Here is a 19,324-nt window from a genome sequence, read left to right as displayed (position 1 = left end):
GACTCATTCGGCGGACTCCGCCCCCGCGACGTCGACCATGACGGTCAGGAATCTGCTGCTGCCGGCGACGCTCGTAGTCAGGTAGACCTGGTAGTACCCGTCGGGAACCGACTGCGCCACCGTGATCGCGACGTCCACCTTCGCGGCCCCCTCGTCATCGAAGGGGCCGGAGGCCGGTTTGACCGTGATTCCCGGCGCATACGACGTACCGGTGACCGTGTAGTCGCGGGGCCCCTCGATCATCCGCTGGGCGTCCAGCCTCACCGTGCCTGTCGTCCCGCGTGTGATCGTGACGACCGGGCGCGCGACGTTGACGGTCACCGCCGCACTACCCGCGCCGAACGACGGTGGTGCCGAGGACGGGCCGGTACCCCAGCTGTCCGGCCGCGACCCGAGTGAGAAGGTGAGCTCACCGCCGGTACGGATCAAAGTCTCGGGAAGGTATGTCCGGTCGCTCGGTTCGCCGTTGACGCGCAGAGCCCTGATGTATTTCAGGCGGTTGAAACCCGAGGCGCCCGGCGCGGTGATTCTGATGGATTGCCCAGCCGGCAAGGCGATGACGGCGCGATCGAACAATGGGGTGTTGATGCTGAGCAATGCAGTGCCCGGGGTGACCGGATACATCCCGAGTGCGGCCCAGACGTACCAGCTGGACATCGCGCCGAGATCGTCGTTGCCCGGTGCGCCGTCCGGCGTCGGCCCGAAGAGCCCACGGACGCGGTCGACGGTGCGCTGCGCCCGCCACGGCTCACCGACGTAGTTGTACAGCCACGGCACGCCGAAGCACGGTTCGTTACCGGCCCACAGGTAGGGCTCGTTGGGACCCTCGTTGAGGAGTTTGGTGAATCGGTCCAGGCGCGCCGCGGCCGCCTTGCGCCCACCAAGGGCGGTCACCAGGCCGGCCACGTTCTGCGGCACCAGCCAGAGATACTGCTCGGCGTTGCCCTCGTCGTAACCGGGCTGACCGAAAGCCGAGGTGGATTCCCGGAACCCGGGGCCGTCGCGGAAGAGGCCGCTGGGGCTGCGCGGTGAGATGTAACCGGTGGTGGGATTGAACAGGTTCTGCCAGTACTGTGCCCGGTTCTGGAATTCGGCCGCGGTCCCGTCCTCACCCAGTGCGGCGGCGAATCGGGAGATGGCGAAGTCATCGATGGACCACTCCAGAGTGATCGAGGCGCCGGGCCCGAACTCGGTGAGTTGTGGGACATATCCCAGCTGCAGGTAGGCGCCGATACCCGGTCGCTCAACGTAGCCGTCAACACCGGCACCACCCCGGGTCGCACCGCTGACCATGAAACGCAGGGCCGCCGCGGTGTCAAAGTCCTTGGCCCCGAACATGTACAGACTCACGATCAGCGGGACCACGCTGTCGCCGGTCATCTGGCTCGTCGCGGCATTCGCCAGCGCCCAGCGGGGCAGCGACCCGCTCTGCTCCGCATCGATGACCAGAGATTGAGCCATGTCGCTGGCTTCCTTCGGGAACAGCAGTCCTTGCAGCGCGGCCAGGCTGCGGTAGGTGTCCCAGTCCGAGAAGTTGGCGTACTGCGTACGCCCCGGTGCCACCGTGTGAATCGCGCTGTCGAACCCGATGAAGCGGCCATCGGTGTCGTTGAAGGTGTTGGGATGCAACAACGACCGGTACAGGCAGGTGTAGAAGGTCGTCACGTCGCCGGGGCTGCGGCTGGACACCGTGATCCGCGACAGCGCATCGTTCCACGCGCTCGCCGCGGCGGCGCGGACACCGTCGAAAGTCCCGCGCTCGGCGGCCAGATTCGCCCGTGCGCCCTCGATGCTCACATAGGAGATGGCGGTCCGCACCTCGAGCACGGCGCCCGCCGGAAACAACACGTAGCCGCCGCTGTACGGCGAATTCGCCTGGCGGGCACCGTCATACACCGAATAGCCGTCCCAGGTCCCGTACGAGATGAACGGCTGGTTGAACTCCATCGCGAAGTACACCGTGTAGGTGTTCTGTTTGTCGCAGAACGAGCCGCTGGTCGCCCACCCGGTGATCGTGGTGTTGTCCTCGCCGAGCGCAATGGCCGCGCGCGAGTTGCCCGCCAGCGATGCACCCGAGCGCACGTGCAGCAGCGCCGGCTGGTTGTCCCGCGGATAGCTGAACCGGCCCAGCCCGGTTCGGGTCGTGGCGGTGAGTTCGGCTTTGACACCGGTATCGGGGAATTGCACCGTGTAATAGCCCGGGACACCGGACTCCGTGTTGTCGTGGGCGATTCGGTCCCACGCCCGCCAGGGCTGTGACCCGACGGGACTGGTGGTCGGCAGCATGGAGATGTCGCCGAAGGCGGGACAGCCGACCGAGGCGTGGGTCATGCTGAATCCGGTGGCACGCTCGTTGGCGTGGTCGTAACCGGCGTAATTGTGGACGGTGTCCGGTGAGTACTGCACCATGCCGAACGGGACGGTGGCACCCGGGAAATTGTTGATCTCCCCGACGATGTCGCCCCCGGTACCAGTGCCCACGAGAGTGTCGACATGTTCCACCGGATTGGTCACCGCCGCGGGTTCGCCGTCATAGGCGGTGGGCGACAGCAGAAAGAACGGCACGAAGAGAGCCAGCGCCGCGACAATGGCGACGGTGACTCTCAGCGACCTGCGGGACCGCATAGATGTCTCTTACTGCACGCGCGGTATTCCAGTGGCCTTTTCAGTCAAACGACCCACCCAACGTTTCTGACACATACCGACTACCAATTACGCAATTCGGCTAGTCTCTTCTGCGACGTCACCGGCACAGATACCGGTGCCACAACTCCTGGAGATGCGATAGATGAAGGACCTGACGGCAGTAGTCGCAACGGTGGCACTGAGCCTGACGCTGGTTGGCTGCCACTCCGAAACCAAGACCGAAGTCAAGACATCGACGTCGACGAGCACGTCCACCTCGACGTCGACGGCCACCTCGACCACCACGACCAGCGCAACGCCGGGGGCGCAGGCGAACAAGACGATTGCCGACTACATCCGGGAAGCCAACCTCAAAGAGGTGCCGGTGCACCACGGCGACCCTGGCTCCCCGACCATCAACCTGCCGGTGCCCAACGGCTGGCACAGCGTTCCCGAAGGACAGGGCGCGCCCTACGGCGGCATCGTCTTCGACGCGCCGGCCGACCCCAACGACGCACCTACGATCGTGGCCATCGTCTCCAAGCTGGAAGGCAATGCCGACCCGAAGAAAATCCTCGAATACGCTCCCGGTGAATTGAAGAACCTGCCCGAATTCGAGGGCGGCAGCCCGAACGGCAAAGAATCCACCCTCGGCGGCTTCCCGGCGTGGCAGTTCGGCGGGTCCTACACCAAGAACGGCAAGAAGCGCACGGTGGCCCAGAAGACGGTGGTGATCACCGGGCCGAACGGTCTGTTCGTGCTCCAGCTCGACGCCGACGGGCTCGACTCCGAGGCCGGGCCGTTGATGGACGCCACCGCGGTCATCGACGACCAGACCACGATCACCCCCTGATCGGTACGCGAAGCCAAAGCGCCGCGGGGCCTATGCGCTCCGCGGCGCTTTGCTTTTGCGCGGCGCGGCCGATCCGGCCCGCCGAGCGTGAACTGAGGGTGAGATTTCGGTCCGATCCGCACCCTGTCGTCACGCTCGGCGAAGTCGCGGCATCTCCCGCGGCACGGCGGGATTGTCTACGGTTGAACGCATGACAGACCAGTCGTATGCGGTTGACGTCGGGCATCCACCGTCAGCCTTGCTCAAAGCCGTCAACCCCGCCCTGAGCTTCCTGCTGGGGACCCCGCTCGGCGGTTCGCTGCGCAAGCAGTTCATGGTGCTCAATTTCTCGGGCCGCAAATCGGGCAAGCAGTTCAGACTGCCGGTGAGCGCGCACGTCATCGACGGCGACCTGTACGCGCTGGCCAGTGCCGCCTGGAAGTTCAACTTCCGTGGTGGCGCCCCCGCACAGGTGGTCTACGACGGCAAGACCACCGCGATGCGCGGCGAACTCATCGAGGACCGCGCCGTCACCCGCGACCTCTACTTGCGCGGCGCGCAGTCCTACGACGTCAAGCGCGCGCAGCGGCAGATGGGTTTGAAGTTCCGCGACAACCGGATTCCGACAGCGGAGGAGTTCGGCGAAGCGATCGAGCGACTCAAGCTGGCCGCCATCAAATTCACGCCGGCCGGCTGAGCAGCTCCTTTGCCCTTGCCGATATTCGCCGGGCGCCGGCCGCTGGCCTGCCTGGTGTCGATGGTCCTGGTTGCCGGTGCCGTCGGCTGTTCGCACGGATCGACCAGCCGAGTCTCGTATGCGGGCGCGCCCTGCCCGCAGCCAAACTTCCCCGGAGTGCCGCAGGCCGACCTGGGTTCGAACTACAGCTGCGGTTATCTCACCGTCCCGGAGAACCGTGACGACCCCAAGAGCCGGACGATCCGGATTCTGATCGCACGGGTGAAAGCCGCCAACAATGCCGCCAAGCCCGACCCCATCGTGTTCCTGGCCGGCGGCCCCGGCGGCGTCGGGACGCTGAACGCACCGGCGGTGGTGGCCGCCGGGATGAATTCCGACCGTGACGTCATCTTCGTAAACCAGCGCGGCACGGTGCACAGCGACCCGCACCTGAGCTGCCCGGAGATGGACGACTTCGCAACCCGCGCAGTGCAATTGGTTTTCCAGGCACCCGCGACGGCCGATCTCGACGCGGCCGCCGTCGCTGCCTGCCGCAACCGGTTGTCGTCCTCGGGCGCCGATTTCGCCGCCTACGACACCAGGGAGAACGCCGCCGATATCGCCGACCTTCGCGAGCAACTGGGCATCGACGAGTGGAACGTCTACGGCGTCTCCTATGGGACCGACCTGGCTCAGCAACTGCTGCGCGACCACCCCAAGGGCATCCGGTCGATGGTCCTGGATTCGGTGGTGGCACCACACGTGAACATCGTCGACCACTGGTGGGACGCCCCGGCCAGTGGTCTGGCCGCGATCTTCGTGGCATGCGCCGACCAGCCGGCCTGCGCCGCGGCCTACCCGAACCTGCCGACGGTATTCGTCGACACCGTGAACACCTTGAGCCGCAACCCGATTGAGGTCGACACCACGACCCCGACGGGCGGGCCGACGCACGTCACCATCGACGGGTTCAAGGTGGTGCCCCTGGTGCTGGACTGGAGCGCCGATCCCGCCAAGGTCATCGACATACCCCGCATGATCTACCAACTCTCCCGCGGCGATGGCGCCCTGGCCGGCGCCGGGATCGCCGCCGGCGCTCCGTCGGGATCCGAGCGCGGGCTGTTGGGTGCCGGACTGGCGTTGGGCGCGTACTGCCAGGAGATGGCCGCCTGGACCAACCCGGATCAGGCACTGGCCCAGGCGCGGCGGGCAATGCCCGGTCTGCCTGACTCGGTGCTGCGGATCACCCCGACCGGCAGCTGGATTTTTCGCGAGTGCCAGGCGTGGGGTCTGGGCCGGTCGGACACGGCCGACACACTTCCGGTGTTGAGCAAGGTTCCGACCCTGATCCTGTCGGGTTCGTTCGACTCCAGCACCGCTCCGCAGTGGGTGAAAGAGGTGACCACCGGCCTGCCCGGCTCGGTCGCGTTGCGCTTCCCGGGTGTCGGCCACGGCGTGATTCCGGCATCGGCGTGCGCCCAACGGATCATGACCACTTTTCTCGACAATCCGCGAACCGATGTCGATCAGTCCTGCATCGGACAAGTCGTCATCCCGACATTCAGCCTGCCTCCGGGATGAAGACCGCCAACTTCCCCGCATCGATGACCGAGCGCTACCAGCGCGCCCGCACGTGGACGGTGGGTTCCGACCCGGGCCTGTTGCGGCTGCGCCTGGCCACCCGCACCACTATCGCGTTGGCCTGCTCCCTGCTGGCTATGTATGTGCTCACCAGCGCGGTGCACCAACCGTTGACCGTCGCGCTGCTGGGCGCGGTGATCACGATGATCGCAGCCCGGTCGGTCAACGAGCCCGACCCCCGCCAACAACGGATCACGATGGCGTTGTTGCCGTTGCCGGCGGCCCTGTCCATCACCGCTGCCGCGCTGCTCACGCCGTATCAATGGGTCAGCGACGTGGTGTTCGTCGTCGTCGTGTTCCTCGCCGTCTATGTCCGGCGGTTCGGTGCCCGCGGCCGGGCACTCGGCATGGTCGCGTTCATGGCCTATTTCTTCAACCTGTTCCTGAGGGCCGGCGTGCACGAGCTGCCGTGGATGATCCTCGCCGTCCTGGTAGGCACCCTCTGCACCTTCGTCATGACCACTTACCTGCTGCCCGATCGCCCAGAACGGGTGCTGCGAGCCACCATTCGCTCCCTGCGAGCGCGTATGGCGATCGTCGTCGACACCACCGCCGACGTCGTGCGCAGCGGACGTCTCGACGAACGGCGTCGCCGGCGACTGCGGGTGCGGATCGCCCGGCTCAACGAGACAGCGCTGATGGTGCAGGACCAGATCGAGGACAAGGCCAACCCCGCGGCACTGTGGCTCGGGCCGGGGAGCGATCAGTTGGCGCCGTGGCTGTATGACGCCGAACTGGCCGTGGAATGGGTTGCGATCGCCGGTATCCGCGCGGCATCGGAGGAATCCGAGATCCCGGCGGCCACGCGCGCCGAACTGGCCGCCGCGCTGACCGAACTCGCCTGGGCCATCGGGGTTCCGAATTCGGCGGGGCTGGGCCGTGCGGCCGATCAGGCGCAGGGCATTCTGGACCGTCAGCTCACGCCGCCCTGCGAACCCCACCATGCGGCGGTGCGCCGCCTTGCCCTGGCGGTAATCTCCGCAGCCACAGCGACGTCGGAGGTGCGCGAGCAGATCGAGCACGCCGTGGCCGACGGCGCGACGACCCGGGAGCCCGACGACGACGCCGCGGGCGACCAGAGCGAACCCGACGAGCCCCGGCCTGGACTGCTCCCGACCACCCGGCAGGCCATCCAGGCGTCCGTCGCCGCGTCGCTGGCGATCGTCACCGGCGACCTGGTCTCACCGGCGCGCTGGTACTGGGCGGTGATCGCCGCGTTCGTGGTGTTCGCCGGCACCAACACCTGGGGCGATACCCTCACCAAGGGCTGGCAGCGACTGCTGGGCACCGTGCTGGGCGTGCCGTGCGGCATCCTGGTGGCCACGCTCGTCGCCGGTGACCGCACCGCCTCGCTGGTGATGATCTTCGTCTGTCTGTTCTGCGCCTTCTATTTCATGCAGCTGACCCAGAGCCTGATGGCCTTCTGGATCACCACGATGCTCGCGCTGCTGTACGGGCTGCTCGGCCAGTTCAGTTTCGACGTGCTGCTGGTGCGGATCGAGGAGACCGCCATCGGCGCGGTGATCGGTTGTGCCGTCGCAATCCTGGTGTTGCCCACCAACATCGGCACCGTGCTGCGCCAGGACACCCGCGATTTTCTGGCCGAACTGTCCGCTCTGATCGCGACGTCCATCGCGACCATGTTCAACCACGACCTACCCGAAAGCCCGACCGAGCAGGCGCGCCAGCTCGATCGCAAGCTGCAACAGGTACGGGCGACCGCCAAGCCCTTGTTGGCCGGCGTCGCGGGGTTCGCCGGCCGCCGCAGCATCCAGCGACGGCTGAGATTGTTCCGTGCCTGCGACCGCTACGCCCGCATCCTGGCCCGGCGCAGCGAGCAGTACCGCAACCCGGACTGCCCGCAGGACCTGGCCACCGCGGTCACGGCTGCCGCCGATCAGATTCGGCGCAATATCGACTCGCTGGTGGCGACGCTCGACGGCGAGCACGCAGCTTCGGTCGTCTCGGCGGCCGACGCCCTGGACGCCGCCGAGGCGCTGGCGCGACAGCATGACGGCACCTTCACCCCGGCGGCGTTCGGACCCGATACGCAACGGCACCCCTCGGTGCTTCATCCGTTGCGTCAGATCGACCGGGCCATCGTTGCCGCGGCCAGCCACCTGGACACCGAAGCCGGCCTCAAAATATCTGCCCCGCAACAGAACTGACCTCAGGGCACCGGCCAGACCTTGCGAAGAATGTCGGCCAGCTCGAAAGTCACCGCCGTCAGCCTGGCCTGGATCTCGGGCTGTTGCTCCGGCGGCAGGTTGTTCACCTCGCCCTGCACGATGGTCGCCTGCCGCTGCAACTGCGACAATTGCTGACTTCGCTGCGCCTGAGAGAGGTTGTCCCAGTTCGCGTGCAATTCCGAGGTCTGCCGCTGTAGCTCCTGCACATCGGACTGCGCATCGGCCCGCGCGGGACCCGCTGTCATCAGCGCGCCGACCGCCAGTCCTGCTGCAAGTATCGTCGCAATCTTCATGACTCTCAGGGTGCCGCGATGCGCTTGCCCGATGTTCGCGGATTTCTTGCGAAACTCTTGCGCCCGTCGGCTACGGCGCCGATAGCATCGCGTTGAACCCTCCTAGAGGAGCCATGAAGGAGCCACGCGATGGCCGCCCCAGACCTGCCGCCAGGATTCGATTTCACCGACCCTGATATCTACGCGCACCGATTGCCGGTTCACGAGTTGGCTGAACTGCGCGCCACAGCTCCGATCTGGTGGAATGAGCAGCCCATCGATCAGGGTGGCTTCGGCGATGGCGGCTACTGGGTGGTGAGCAAACACCGTGACGTTCGCGAGATCTCGCTGCGCAGCGACATCTTCTCCTCGGCCGAGAAGTCGGTGGTGCCGCGTTACCCGCAAGAAGCGGCGCAGGCCCAGATCGAGCTCGGGCGGGCATCGATGATCATGATGGACGATCCCGAGCACAGCCGCCTGCGCAAGATCGTCGCGCGCGGATTCACACCCCGCGCTGTCGAACGGTTGCGCGCCGACCTTGCCGAGCGTGCCCGCCAGATCGCCGCGCGGGCCGCTGCCCAGGGTTCGGGTGACTTCGTCAGGCAGGTGGCCTGCGAGCTGCCGCTGCAGGCGATCGCCGGTTTGCTCGGGGTGCCGGCCGAGGACCGCGACAAGCTGTTCGACTGGTCCAATCAGATGATCGGCGCCGACGACCCGGAATTCGCCGACCACGATTCGCTGACTTCGGCAGCCGAAATGATATGGTATGCAATGCAATTGGCCGAGCGCAGGGCCGCAGAGCCCGGCGACGACATCGTGACGACGCTGATCCGGGCCGACCCCGACGGCCACCGGCTCACCGAGGCGGAGTTCGGGATGTTCGTGGTCACGCTGGCCATCGCCGGTAACGAGACGACCCGAAATTCGATCACGCAGGGCATGATCGCGTTCACCGACTTCCCGGAGCAGTGGGAGCTGTTCAAAGCCGACCGCCCCTCCACCACCGCCGACGAGATCATCCGCTGGGCCACGCCGATCACCGCGTTCCAGCGAACCGCCTTGGCGGACACCGAACTTGGTGGGGTGGCCATCAAGAAGGGCCAGCGGTTGGTGATGTTCTACCGGTCGGCCAACTTCGACGAGGACGTGTTCGAGGACCCTTACCGATTCGACATCCTGCGCAGCCCGAACCCACATGTCGGTTTCGGCGGTACCGGAGCGCACTACTGCATCGGCGCCAACCTGGCGCGCATGACGATCGACCTGATGTTCAATGCGATCGCCGACACCATGCCCGATCTGGCGTCGGCCGGGGATCCCGAGCGGCTGCGGTCGCCATTCATCTCCGGCATCAAGCACTGGCCGGTCGAGTACCGGAGCGGCCGAGGTGCCCCGCCAAAATGCGAAAAATAACCGCCGGCGGGAGCACCCCGACGACGCGGCCGGTGGAGCGCCTTCTCAGTTGCGCAATGTGTCGTGCGGAGAGCGTCCGTAGTTTCCGTTAAACCGCGCGAAAATCCCGCCCCCTGGCCTCCCGCTCCCACAGCACGCCGTCCCCCGCACTCGGGCCCTCGCTGATGAGTTCGCGTTTGAGGACCTTATTGGTGGCGGTACGCGGGAGCGTGGCGGCGATCCGCACATACCGGGGCCAGGCCTTCGGCGACAGATCGGGTTGCGCAGCGAGGAAATCGCCGAACCGCCCGGGTGTCAGCGTCGCGCCGTTGTTCAGCACGATCGCCGCCATCACCTGGTCACCGACGCTGTCGTCGGGCACCGCGTACACGGCGACGTGGTTGATCTCCGGCAACCGCTGCAATACCCGCTCGACGGGTCCCGCCGCCAGATTCTCCCCGTCGACACGCATCCAGTCCGCGGTGCGCCCAGCCAGGTAGATCCAGCCATCGGCATCCCGGTAGGCGAGGTCGCCCGACCAGTACATGCCGTGACGCATCCGCTCGTCGGTGGCATCGGCGTCGTTGTAGTAGCCGGTGAATCCGCCGGCACCGAAGGTGTTCACCAGTTCGCCGACAGCCTCGTCGAAGTTGACCAGCGCACCGTATTCATCGAAAACTGCTGCCGCACATTCGGTTACCGTGTCCGAGTGGTAGACGCTGACGCCGGGATAACCCTTGCCGATCGATCCGGGCGGTGTGCCGTCCTCGCGCATCACGACGACGGCGAATTCGCTGGAACCGAAGCTGTCCACCACCCGGCAGCCGAAACGCCGCGCGAACCGGTCGAGATCGTGTTCGGTGGCTTCGTTGCCGAATGCCGCACGCAGGGGGTTGTCGGCGTCATCGGGCAACTCAGGGGTGGCGAGCACCAAGGCCAACGGCTTGCCGACGTAGTTCATGTACGTGACTCCGTAACGGCGGATGTCCGCCAGGAACCTTGTTGGCGAGAACTTCGCCGGCACCATGGTCGCGCCACAGGCGATCGCCACCGTCCAGCCCGCCGCCACTCCGTTGGAGTGAAACAACGGCATCGACAGATAACACACGTCCTCGGACGACAGTCCGAATCGCTCGACCAGGCTCGCACCGCACAGGACCCCCATCGCGTGCGCGAACCGGACCGCCTTCGGGTCTCCGCTGGTGCCGGAGGTGAAGATGATCACCACCGGGTCGGCACCGCCGCGCTCGACGGGCACCAGCGGTTTCGCGGCGGTGACCGAGTCCCGGTATTCGGCACCGTCGACATCGAGGACGGTCACCCCCGCCAGATCCAAACCATCCAGCAGGCCACGGTGCTCGGAGTCGACCAACAGGATCTGGCAGTCGGCCCTGCGGACGTCGGTGGCCAATCCCTCCCCACGCCGGGTGGTGTTGATGCCGCACAACACATATCCGCCCAGTGCCGCGGCCGCCATCGAGCGCAGCATGGCCGGGGAGTTGCCGAGCAGTGCGCCGACGTGCAGCGGCCGGTCAGCTGCCATCAGGCCGAGCAGCGAGGAGGCTTCCGCGGATGCCTCGGCGAGGTGCTCGCGCCAGGTCCATCTCCGCTCACCGTATGCGATCGCGACGCCGTCGTCGTCCAGACGAGCACGCAACAACTGTTGGATGGTCTCGAAAGGCATTAGCAGTCAGCCTCTTTGGTGTAGTACAACAAGGTCACCTGCTGATCGGGAACATCGTGGAACACCGGCGACACCCGCATTCCGATGTGGATCTGCTCGGGTTCCACATCGATGAGCTCGGTGCTGACCCGCGGCCCGGCATCCCACTGCACGACCGCCAGCAGCTGTGGCACCTCTTCGGCCCAGGGCGGTCCGGTCGGACGGCGCGCAACGGTGTAGGTGTACAGCGTCCCGGCGCCGTCGATGTCGCGCCACTCCAGGTCGTCGGCGAGGGTCCCGGGCGCCAGGGTGCGCGGGTAGAAGACGTACCTGCCGGACGACGGCGAGTACTGAATGCGGATGCGGTGTTGCCGCAACGCATCCCAGAAAGGTTGCGACACCGGTGTCGGTTCGGGCAGCGGGCGGGGCTCGGTCATCTCAGTCGCCCCCCAGCACCAGCGCAACCTGTTCGCTCATGATGCCGCCGTTGCCGGTGACGAACGCCGTGTCACATTCGCGCACCTGCGCGGCCGCGGCCCGTCCCATCACCTGCCGCGCCCCGTCGACCACGTGGTGCATTCCACCGGCCATCCCCGCCTGCCCGTAGGAGAGTTGACCGCCGGCAGTGTTGAGCGGGAAGTCGCCGCGGAAGGTGAGGTCGTGCCGGGTCAGCCACTCCATGCCCGCGCCCTTCTCACAGAATCCGGCATCTTCCAACGTCATCAGCACGGTGATGGTGTAGCAGTCGTAGATCGATGCGACATCGACGTCCGCGCGGCCCAGACCTGCCATCGCAAAGGCCTTCTCGGACGCCCGGGCTATCGGGGTACGCAACAGGTCGTCGGCGTAGGTGGGCGTTTTGAACCGGATGTGCTCGCCGAATCCCTTGATCCAGACCGGACGGTGGCGGGAACTCCGGGCGATGTCGGCATTGGCGATGAGGACCCCGGCGCCGCCCTGAACCCGCATCACCGTCTCGAGCATGTGGATGGGGTCGGCGATGACCGGACTGTTCAGCACGTCGGCGACGGAGATCGGCCGGCCGTGAAACACCGCCGGGGGGTGGGCGCAGGCGTTGGTCCGCTGATCCACCGCGACTTTGGCCAGAGCTTCCGGCTGGTAACCGTATTCGGCCGCGTAGCGTTGCGCGATCTGCGCGTACGGTGCGTTCTGGCCGACGTTGCCGTACGGGATCTCGAATTCGGCCTGCGGCGAACCGTAGATGTTGCTCGACGCCCCGTACCAGCCCGGCGTGCGAGCGGGCAGGCGTTCGGAGCGCGGAATCGCCTGCGATCCCGGCACCACCGCCAGTACGGCGTCGCAGACGCCCAATTCGACCGCGGCGGCGGCCCGCCACACCATACCCGCGGCGGTCGCACCGCCCAGGTCGACACGGTCACCGAAATCCAGTGGGATGCCGAGGTACTCCGACAGCGTCGCCGGCGCGAACATGTCCGACTCGGCGATGCCGTGACACGACAAGCCGTTCACCACATCGGGTTTCACTCCGGCGTCCTCGATCACCAGCCTGGCCAGTCGCGCGTATTGGTCGAGGGTGAACGACGGCGGTCCGGCCTGTCGCTTCTCGGCCGGCAGTTCGGCGATTCCGATGATGGCGGCCTCGCCGCGCAGGCCGGTCACGGTGTGTTCCTGCGCGGCAGCCAGACGGTCGCCGTGCCCGGCATCAGCACGTCGTCACCACGCCGGCAGAAGATGTCCAGGTCTACCAGCAGGTCCCGCTTGCCGGTGACGACGCCGCCGAAGCTCAATTCCTGACCGGGATACGCGATGGCCCGGTTCTGCACCGAGAACGACACCAATCGGCCGGCACCGCCGGCCCAATCGGTCAGTGAGCGCGACAGCAAGGCCGCCTGCAACGGCCCCTGTACCAGCACGTTGTCGTAGCCTTCGACGCCGCGCGCCCAGTCTTTGTCGTAGTGGATGCGGTGACCGTTGTACGTCGCGGCGCTGAAGAAGAACATCTGCGTCTCGGTGACGGTGACGGTCAAAATCGGTATCGCAGTGCCGGTTTCGACGTCGTCGAGGTATACCTGCCCTTTCATGCGGGCCTGGCGATCATCGACATGGTGGCCTCGGCGATGAGTTCGCGGTGCTGGTTGCGGTATTCGCCTCGCCACGTCACCAACACGAATCGGCCTGACCGGCCCTCTTTTTCGACGATCGAGTCGATGGTGCGTACCATCTCGATCTCGTCGCGATGGTAGGCCGGCCCGTGAAAAGTCGTGTTCTCCCCGCCGGCCATCCGTCGCGGGGCACGCGGGAACGCCAGGCTGCCGGTGACGGCGCCGGACGATCCGTCGGGCCGTAGGTCGCCCAACGAGGTCACGCCGAGAACGGCGTACTGCAGAAACAAGGGCGGACAGATGACGTCGCGGTACCCGTGCGCTCGGGCGTAGCCGGTATCGAACCACAGCGGGTTGTGATCATCGACGGCGGCGGCCCAGCGTTGCCAGTCCCGCTTGTTCACCTCACCGGTCGCGGTCGCCACCACGGTGCCGACCCGCGCGGCGGATTCCGGGTCAATCAGGCTGTCCATTGCCCCCCTCCCAATCCATTTCATCCTCAAGCCATTTCGCCGCCACATCGGCGCCGCCACCCCAGGTCGACAGCACCCTGGCGCGCTCGGAGAACAGGTGCAGGTCGGTGTCGACGACATATCCCATGCCGCCATGCAGCTGGTGGGCGTCAAGCGTGACCTGCTTGACCGCGGTGGCGTGCATCTTGGCGATAGCCGTCTCCCGGGTTGCGGTGTGACCGCGGCCGATGCGGAACACCGCCGATTGCGCGGCCAGCCGGGCGGCCGAGAGCGCGATATGCATGTCGGCCACCAGGTGCTGGGCCGCCTGGAAGGACGCGATCGGCCGGCCGAACTGCTCACGCATCGTGGTGTGGTCGACGGTGCGCTGCAGTACCGCCTCACCCACCCCGACCAGGTCCAGGCACAGCAACGCCACCGCGGCATTGGCCACGCGGCGCAACTCACCCGGGCAGACACCGGCGCCCAGAATGTGAACATCATCTTCGACGAGCACCTCATCGAACGTGACGGTGCAACTGCGGTACCCACCCATCATCGGCAGCGTTTCCACGGCGATCCCGTTAGCCGCCAGATCGATGACGAAAACACCAGTGGCGGAATCGATTCGCGCGGCCACGACGATCAGGTCGGCCAGGTCGGCGTCGGCGACGAAGTCGGCCACACCGGATAGCCGCCAACGTCCGTTCCCGTCGGCCATGCCGCGAACCGGCGAACCCGGCATGGACGCATCGCGTGGGTTCCACAGTGCTGTCGTGGCGCTGGACGTTCCGGAGGTCAGTCCGGGCAACCAGGCGTCTCGTGCGCCCGGCCCACCCAGCCAGTGGATCGCCAGCGCCGCCTGCAGCGTGCTGTGAATGATGTTGGGGCACAACGCCCGTCCTGCCTCTATGCAGAAGATACCGAGATCGCTCAACGTGCCGCCCGAGCCACCCGATTTCTCGTCGATCGCCAGGCCTAGCAGGCCGGCTTCGGCAAGCACTTTCCACAGGGGCGGCGGGACATTCCGGTCGTAGGGACTGTGGGCGGCCAACAGGCCGCGACACATGGCGGCCAGATCGCGCTCATCCTGATCGGGGAGTAGTCGCATCGGATCACCGGCCGTAGGACGGCATGCCGTAGCCACGCTGGGCGATCACATCCCGCAACACCTCGTTGGCGCCACCACCGAAGCGCATCAGTGGCGACACCCGGTAGAGGCGCTCGAAGAACCCACCCAGCGGCGCGGCGGCGCTGCGGTGTGCCAGCAGCCCGTCCGGTCCGAGCAGATCGAGCGCCAGATCCGCGATGCGCTGGCGCAGTTCGCTGGTGAAGATCTTCTCCACACTCACCTCGATCGAAGGTATCTGTCCGCTGTCGAGCAGGGACGCCGCCTCGTACCCCATCAACGTGGCGGCTTCGACGTCGGCCTCGGCCTGGGCCAGGCGGCGACGGAAGGCGGGTTGGTGGACCGGTACCGAGCCGTCGCGAAGCGGGCGGCCCGCCAGCGACACCAACTCGTCCAGCGCCCGCCGCAGATCGCCCGCGTTGGTCAACGCTCCGCGCTCCAGGTCCAGCGCCCCGGTGATGTAGGTCCAGCCTTTGTTCACCTCACCGACGAGGTTGCCGGCCGGTACCCGCACGTCGCGGAAAAACGTTTCGTTGGTGCGGTAGCCCGACCACGCGTACAACGGTCGGACCTCGACGCCGGGCGTGTCGACGGGCACCATGATCACCGAGATGCCGCGGTGCTTCTTCGCGTCGGGATCGGTTCGCACGCATAGCCATTCGTGTGTGCAGCGCTGAGCACCGCTATTCCAGATCTTGGACCCGTTGATCACCCATTCGTCGCCGTCGCGAACGGCCCGGGTACGCAGACTGGCCAGATCCGTCCCGGCACTGGGCTCGGAATACCCCACAGCACAGACGATTTCCCCCCTGGCGATGGGCGGGAGGAACTCCGCCTTGTTCTGTTCGGTGCCATGCCGCATGATCATCGGCGCCACCGACGTGACCGTGAGATCCGGGCCGGGCACACCCCAGTACTCGAATTCACTCATCAACAGGTGCTGGTGCATCGCGGTCAGCCCGAGCCCGCCGTATTCGCGTGGCCAGTTCAGCCCGAACCAGCCGCGTTCGCCGATCTTGCGGCGGAACGCGGTCAGCTCGCCGCCCTGGAACTCGAGGTCATGCTCGGCCATCTCGGCACGCAGCGCGGGGGTGACGTTGTCCCGGAGGAACTGCCGCACGTCCGCCAGCCACGCCCGCTGCTCGTCGTCGAGCTCGAACTCCACAACCGCGACATTAACCCGTTTCGCGTGCCGCCTGGCAGCGTGGCCCGTTCGTGTGGAGATAGAGCGCCGGTCCGTCGGGTATCCGGCCGCCGGTGTGCAGGTCCAGCAGTGCCGCCACCGCTTTGGCGGTATAGACGGGCTCGAGTTCCAGACCCTCTTTCTCGTGGGCGAGCTGTAGTGCCGCCGTGCCCTGAGCCGTCGGGTGGCCGTAGCCCTGACCGAGCCAGTCGCGCAGCAGCAGCAGGCGCTCCGCGGGCAGGGTGACATCGGTCAGGCGCGCGCCGCGCTTGTCCAGTAGGCGGGCGGCGCGGCGCGCAAGGGCGGTGATCGAGCGATGACTCAGGCGCAGTGTGTCGTTCACGACGACGCCGATCACGCGGGTGGTGTTGAGGCCGGCCAGCGCGAGGCCGAGATGCAGACCGGCGACGGTGCCGCCCGATCCGACTGCGACGACAACGGACCCCGGCGCCGGCAGCAGGCCCTTATCCACTTGCGCGGCGATTTCCAGCGCAGCCTCGACGTAACCCAGAACACCCACGGGTGAGGACCCCCCGGCGGGCAGCACGTAAGGGCGGCGGTGCCGCGCATAAAGGAACGGCACGGCCGCGACCGTACGAGACTTGCTGTGGGTCAGATAGATGTCGGCGCCGGAGGCGCGCAAGCGCGTGAGCTGAGCCGCGACATGTTCGTCGACCGGCTGATCGATGAGCGCGAGCGCGGTGCGCAGACCGACATCGCGGGCGTAGAGTGCCGTCGCCAGCCCCCAGTTGGTACCGAGACCGCCGAAAGTCAGGATCGTCTGTCGGCCAAGTCTTTTCGCCTCCGGAAGCAGCCACTCCAGCTTGCGTACTTTGTTTCCGCCCCAGCCCCCGTTGCCGTAGGCGCCGTCGTCCTTGATCCAGAGCGCCGGGCCGGCGGTCGTCAAACCAGACAGCGGGCGCACCGGTGTCGGCCCGTCACCGAGGTAGACGCGGTGCAATGTCCGACGCAGCTCGGGGAAGCGCTCGTGAAGGTAGGTGGTCACCGGTGCATCGCGGCCGGCTGACCCACAGGCTTGTGCGCGCGGACGCTGACCCGGGCGCCGAGATGCGGAACGAGGATGACGTGCTTGAGCTTCTGGCGTTCGCCGGCGTCGCCGGTCGTACTCAACTCGACACGGCGCAGGATTTCGCGCAGCACGACCCGGAATTCGACCATGGCGAAGGTGGCGCCAAGACAACGACGGTTGCCGCCGCCGAACGGGAGCCAGGTGCTGGGACTCAGAGTGGCCCTCAGCATCCGGTCAGGGTCGAACCGTTCCGGATTTGCATATACAGCCGCGCTCGCGTGGACAAGTCCCATTGCCGGGACCACCATCACTCCCGCCGGCAGCCGGTAACCGGCCAGGTCGACCGGTTCGGTCAGCACCCGGCCCACATCGAACACCACCGGACGGATGCGCAACGTCTCCTTGGCCACCGCGTCCAGGTACTCGTCTCCCGCCGGGTCACCGGCCGCGCTGGCCTCGGCCGCCCGCACCGTCTTCGCCAAGATGTCGGGATGGCGGGTCAGGCGCTCCAGCGCCCAGGACAGCGCGGTCGCGGTGGTGTCGTGGCCGGCCACCAACAGCGTCATCAGCTGGTCGCGCAATTCCCCGTCCGTCATCCCGCTGTCGGCCCGTACCAACATGGCAAGCGTGTCGGTCCGGTGCGCGAGGTCCGCATCGGTGCGGCGGTCCTTGATCTCCGCGTAGAGGAGGCGGTCGGCCTCCGCGATGTGCCGCCGCAGCCTTCGCCAAGGCCGACGATGAAGCAGCTTCGGGTTGGCGATCGCGATGCTCTCCCAGGGCCCGAGGTTGAGCAGCGGGGGCATGATCGCGCGCAGCGCGGCGAGCCGGTGCCGATCGGAGGCACCGATCACCGTACGCAGAATGATTTCGAGCGCAATCTCAGACATCTTGGGCGCCAGTGCAAACGGTTCCGCTACCGGCCAGCCGGCGATATTGTCCGCCGCAATCTCGGCCATCAACTCGGATTGGCGGGCGACCGCGTCGCGGTGGAAAGGTGGCAGCATCAGCCGTCGCCGTTCCCGGTGCATGTCATCGTCGATGACGAGCAGCGAGTTGTCACCCAGCAGCCCGCGCAAGATCTTGTTGGCCTCGCCGGCGTGGAAGACGCCGGGGTCGCCGGCGAACACCGTTTTGATGTCGGCCGGATCGGCCAGATAGACCATGGTGCCCAGCAGTGCCACCCGCAGCGTGAACACGCTGCCATAGCGGCGATGGCAGGCGGCCACCGCCGCGGGACCGCGGCCCATCATCAGCGCTGCCAGCACCCAGCCGGGTAACCGGGGTCCCGGCGGCAGCGTCGGCGCGATTTCCTGCTGCATCGTTCGATCGTCGACGCCGGGAACTATCGGGTCAATAGCCGTACCTCAGTCTTGCGTGCGGTTCACGGCCCCGTCCGCAGGCGTCCCTCGAACGACTCACTTTCGGCACGCGCCGCGCGCACGATGTGATCGCCCGACCGGTAGGTCTGCGTGGTCGCCTCAGATGGCGTGATCGGAAGATTCGCGGCTTGGCGCAACAGCATGAGGGCCAGAGTCCCGGAGGTTCTGCACGGCACCACCAGGATGTTCGCGCAGGCATGGCTACCGCTGATTGCCATCAGTCGTTGGCGCGCGGGCAGCCCACCGGGCAGAGCGGGCATCGTGCCGAAGGCCGCGTCCAGGTCCGGCGAAGCCTCCAAGGACGTCCAATTGACGTTGATGGCGACAACCTGGCCCAGTCTCGGCGACAGAACCTCGATCAGCTCGGGAAGCTCACCCGCAATCGAGGCCGAGTGGGGCCACCATGCCCCGTCCACTGGTGCGCCTAACTCCGCCGACAAGGTGAGCCGGACCGGGCTCGCCAGGCGCCGGCCGTGCGGTCCGCGATTCATCGCAGGCAAACTTGCTGGGGCAACAAGCAATTCAAGACGATCCTTCTTTCGGATTCAACCGGTGGCTGGGGTGAGGATCGACAGAAATCAAACCAATCAATCAAACGCTCAACCTCAATGCTACACGGCAGTGGAAATCACGTAGCGCAATGATCAAATCATCACGGAGACAGGAGCATTCGATAGCACTGCGACACCCCGAGCGCACCCGGGAGTCAGCCCCCGAACGAAATCCCAAGCAGAAAAACCGATGTCACGCCGAAGCCGTGCTAGTGTGATCCGGGGT

Annotated in this window: 17 protein-coding genes; 5 read left to right on the top strand and 12 right to left on the bottom strand. The window is 66.7% G+C overall.

Going from position 1 to position 19,324, the window contains the following annotated elements; genetic code table 11:
- Positions 1–3 precede the first annotated feature (3 nt).
- Positions 4–2,625 carry a GH92 family glycosyl hydrolase gene (locus tag AO501_RS17070; RefSeq protein ID WP_055578819.1) on the bottom strand — a complete coding sequence of 874 codons (2,622 nt, stop codon included), beginning with the start codon at positions 2,623–2,625 and terminating at the stop codon, positions 4–6.
- Between the two features lie 163 nt (positions 2,626–2,788).
- On the opposite strand from AO501_RS17070, the gene AO501_RS17065 reads away from it, so the two are divergent.
- From AO501_RS17065 to AO501_RS17050, 4 genes are all read left to right on the top strand, one after another.
- A complete protein-coding gene (locus tag AO501_RS17065) occupies positions 2,789–3,478 on the top strand; it encodes an LpqN/LpqT family lipoprotein (RefSeq protein WP_055578818.1) in 690 nt (229 codons plus the stop codon).
- Between the two features lie 190 nt (positions 3,479–3,668).
- A complete protein-coding gene (locus AO501_RS17060; protein WP_055578817.1) occupies positions 3,669–4,154 on the top strand; it encodes a hypothetical protein in 486 nt (161 codons plus the stop codon).
- Between the two features lie 9 nt (positions 4,155–4,163).
- The gene (locus AO501_RS17055; RefSeq protein ID WP_231752519.1) at positions 4,164–5,714 is read left to right on the top strand and encodes an alpha/beta fold hydrolase; all 1,551 of its coding nucleotides are present in this window, start codon (positions 4,164–4,166) and stop codon (positions 5,712–5,714) included.
- Between the two features lie 23 nt (positions 5,715–5,737).
- Entirely contained in the window at positions 5,738–7,942 is a 2,205-nt protein-coding gene (locus tag AO501_RS17050; RefSeq protein ID WP_055578905.1) for an FUSC family protein, read from the top strand.
- A gap of 2 nt (positions 7,943–7,944) precedes the next feature.
- On the opposite strand, the gene AO501_RS17045 is transcribed toward AO501_RS17050, so the two are convergent.
- Positions 7,945–8,256 (bottom strand): hypothetical protein, encoded by a 312-nt coding sequence (locus tag AO501_RS17045; RefSeq protein ID WP_055578816.1) that lies wholly within the window; start codon positions 8,254–8,256, stop codon positions 7,945–7,947.
- Between the two features lie 129 nt (positions 8,257–8,385).
- Between AO501_RS17045 and AO501_RS17040 the strand changes: the two genes are divergently transcribed.
- On the top strand, positions 8,386–9,648 hold the full coding sequence (locus AO501_RS17040; protein WP_055578815.1) for a cytochrome P450: 1,263 nt from the start codon (positions 8,386–8,388) through the stop codon (positions 9,646–9,648).
- An 88-nt stretch (positions 9,649–9,736) separates the two neighbouring features.
- Here AO501_RS17040 and fadD1 read toward each other — a convergent pair whose 3' ends face one another.
- The 10 genes from fadD1 to AO501_RS16990 form a co-directional block, all read right to left on the bottom strand.
- Positions 9,737–11,311 (bottom strand): fatty-acid--CoA ligase FadD1, encoded by a 1,575-nt coding sequence (gene fadD1, locus AO501_RS17035; RefSeq protein ID WP_055578814.1) that lies wholly within the window; start codon positions 11,309–11,311, stop codon positions 9,737–9,739.
- Positions 11,311–11,727 (bottom strand): Zn-ribbon domain-containing OB-fold protein, encoded by a 417-nt coding sequence (locus AO501_RS17030; RefSeq protein ID WP_055578813.1) that lies wholly within the window; start codon positions 11,725–11,727, stop codon positions 11,311–11,313. The genes fadD1 and AO501_RS17030 overlap by 1 nt, the downstream gene beginning before the upstream one ends.
- Position 11,728: 1 nt before the next feature.
- The gene (locus AO501_RS17025; protein WP_055578812.1) at positions 11,729–12,931 is read right to left on the bottom strand and encodes a thiolase family protein; all 1,203 of its coding nucleotides are present in this window, start codon (positions 12,929–12,931) and stop codon (positions 11,729–11,731) included.
- Positions 12,928–13,353 carry a MaoC/PaaZ C-terminal domain-containing protein gene (locus AO501_RS17020; RefSeq protein ID WP_055578811.1) on the bottom strand — a complete coding sequence of 142 codons (426 nt, stop codon included), beginning with the start codon at positions 13,351–13,353 and terminating at the stop codon, positions 12,928–12,930. The genes AO501_RS17025 and AO501_RS17020 overlap by 4 nt, the downstream gene beginning before the upstream one ends.
- Positions 13,350–13,847 carry a MaoC family dehydratase gene (locus AO501_RS17015; RefSeq protein ID WP_231752518.1) on the bottom strand — a complete coding sequence of 166 codons (498 nt, stop codon included), beginning with the start codon at positions 13,845–13,847 and terminating at the stop codon, positions 13,350–13,352. The genes AO501_RS17020 and AO501_RS17015 overlap by 4 nt, the downstream gene beginning before the upstream one ends.
- A complete protein-coding gene (locus tag AO501_RS17010) occupies positions 13,831–14,937 on the bottom strand; it encodes an acyl-CoA dehydrogenase family protein (RefSeq protein WP_055578809.1) in 1,107 nt (368 codons plus the stop codon). The genes AO501_RS17015 and AO501_RS17010 overlap by 17 nt, the downstream gene beginning before the upstream one ends.
- Before the next feature lie 4 nt (positions 14,938–14,941).
- On the bottom strand, positions 14,942–16,120 hold the full coding sequence (locus AO501_RS17005) for an acyl-CoA dehydrogenase family protein (RefSeq protein WP_055578808.1): 1,179 nt from the start codon (positions 16,118–16,120) through the stop codon (positions 14,942–14,944).
- A gap of 10 nt (positions 16,121–16,130) precedes the next feature.
- Complete coding sequence (locus AO501_RS17000) at positions 16,131–17,144, bottom strand: 1-aminocyclopropane-1-carboxylate deaminase/D-cysteine desulfhydrase (protein ID WP_055578807.1); 1,014 nt, start codon at positions 17,142–17,144, stop codon at positions 16,131–16,133.
- On the bottom strand, positions 17,141–18,487 hold the full coding sequence (locus AO501_RS16995; protein ID WP_055578806.1) for a cytochrome P450: 1,347 nt from the start codon (positions 18,485–18,487) through the stop codon (positions 17,141–17,143). Before AO501_RS16995 ends, AO501_RS17000 begins: the two co-directional genes overlap by 4 nt.
- Before the next feature lie 62 nt (positions 18,488–18,549).
- Positions 18,550–19,038, bottom strand: coding sequence for a DUF5994 family protein (locus tag AO501_RS16990; protein ID WP_063892879.1), 489 nt, complete (start codon positions 19,036–19,038; stop codon positions 18,550–18,552).
- Between the last annotated feature and the right edge of the window lie 286 nt (positions 19,039–19,324).

It is taken from the genome of Mycobacterium gordonae (assembly GCF_001417955.2).
Taxonomy (GTDB): domain Bacteria; phylum Actinomycetota; class Actinomycetes; order Mycobacteriales; family Mycobacteriaceae; genus Mycobacterium; species Mycobacterium gordonae_B.
Note: the sequence above shows the minus strand (reverse complement) of the source record. Positions and strands in the feature narration are given on the sequence as shown.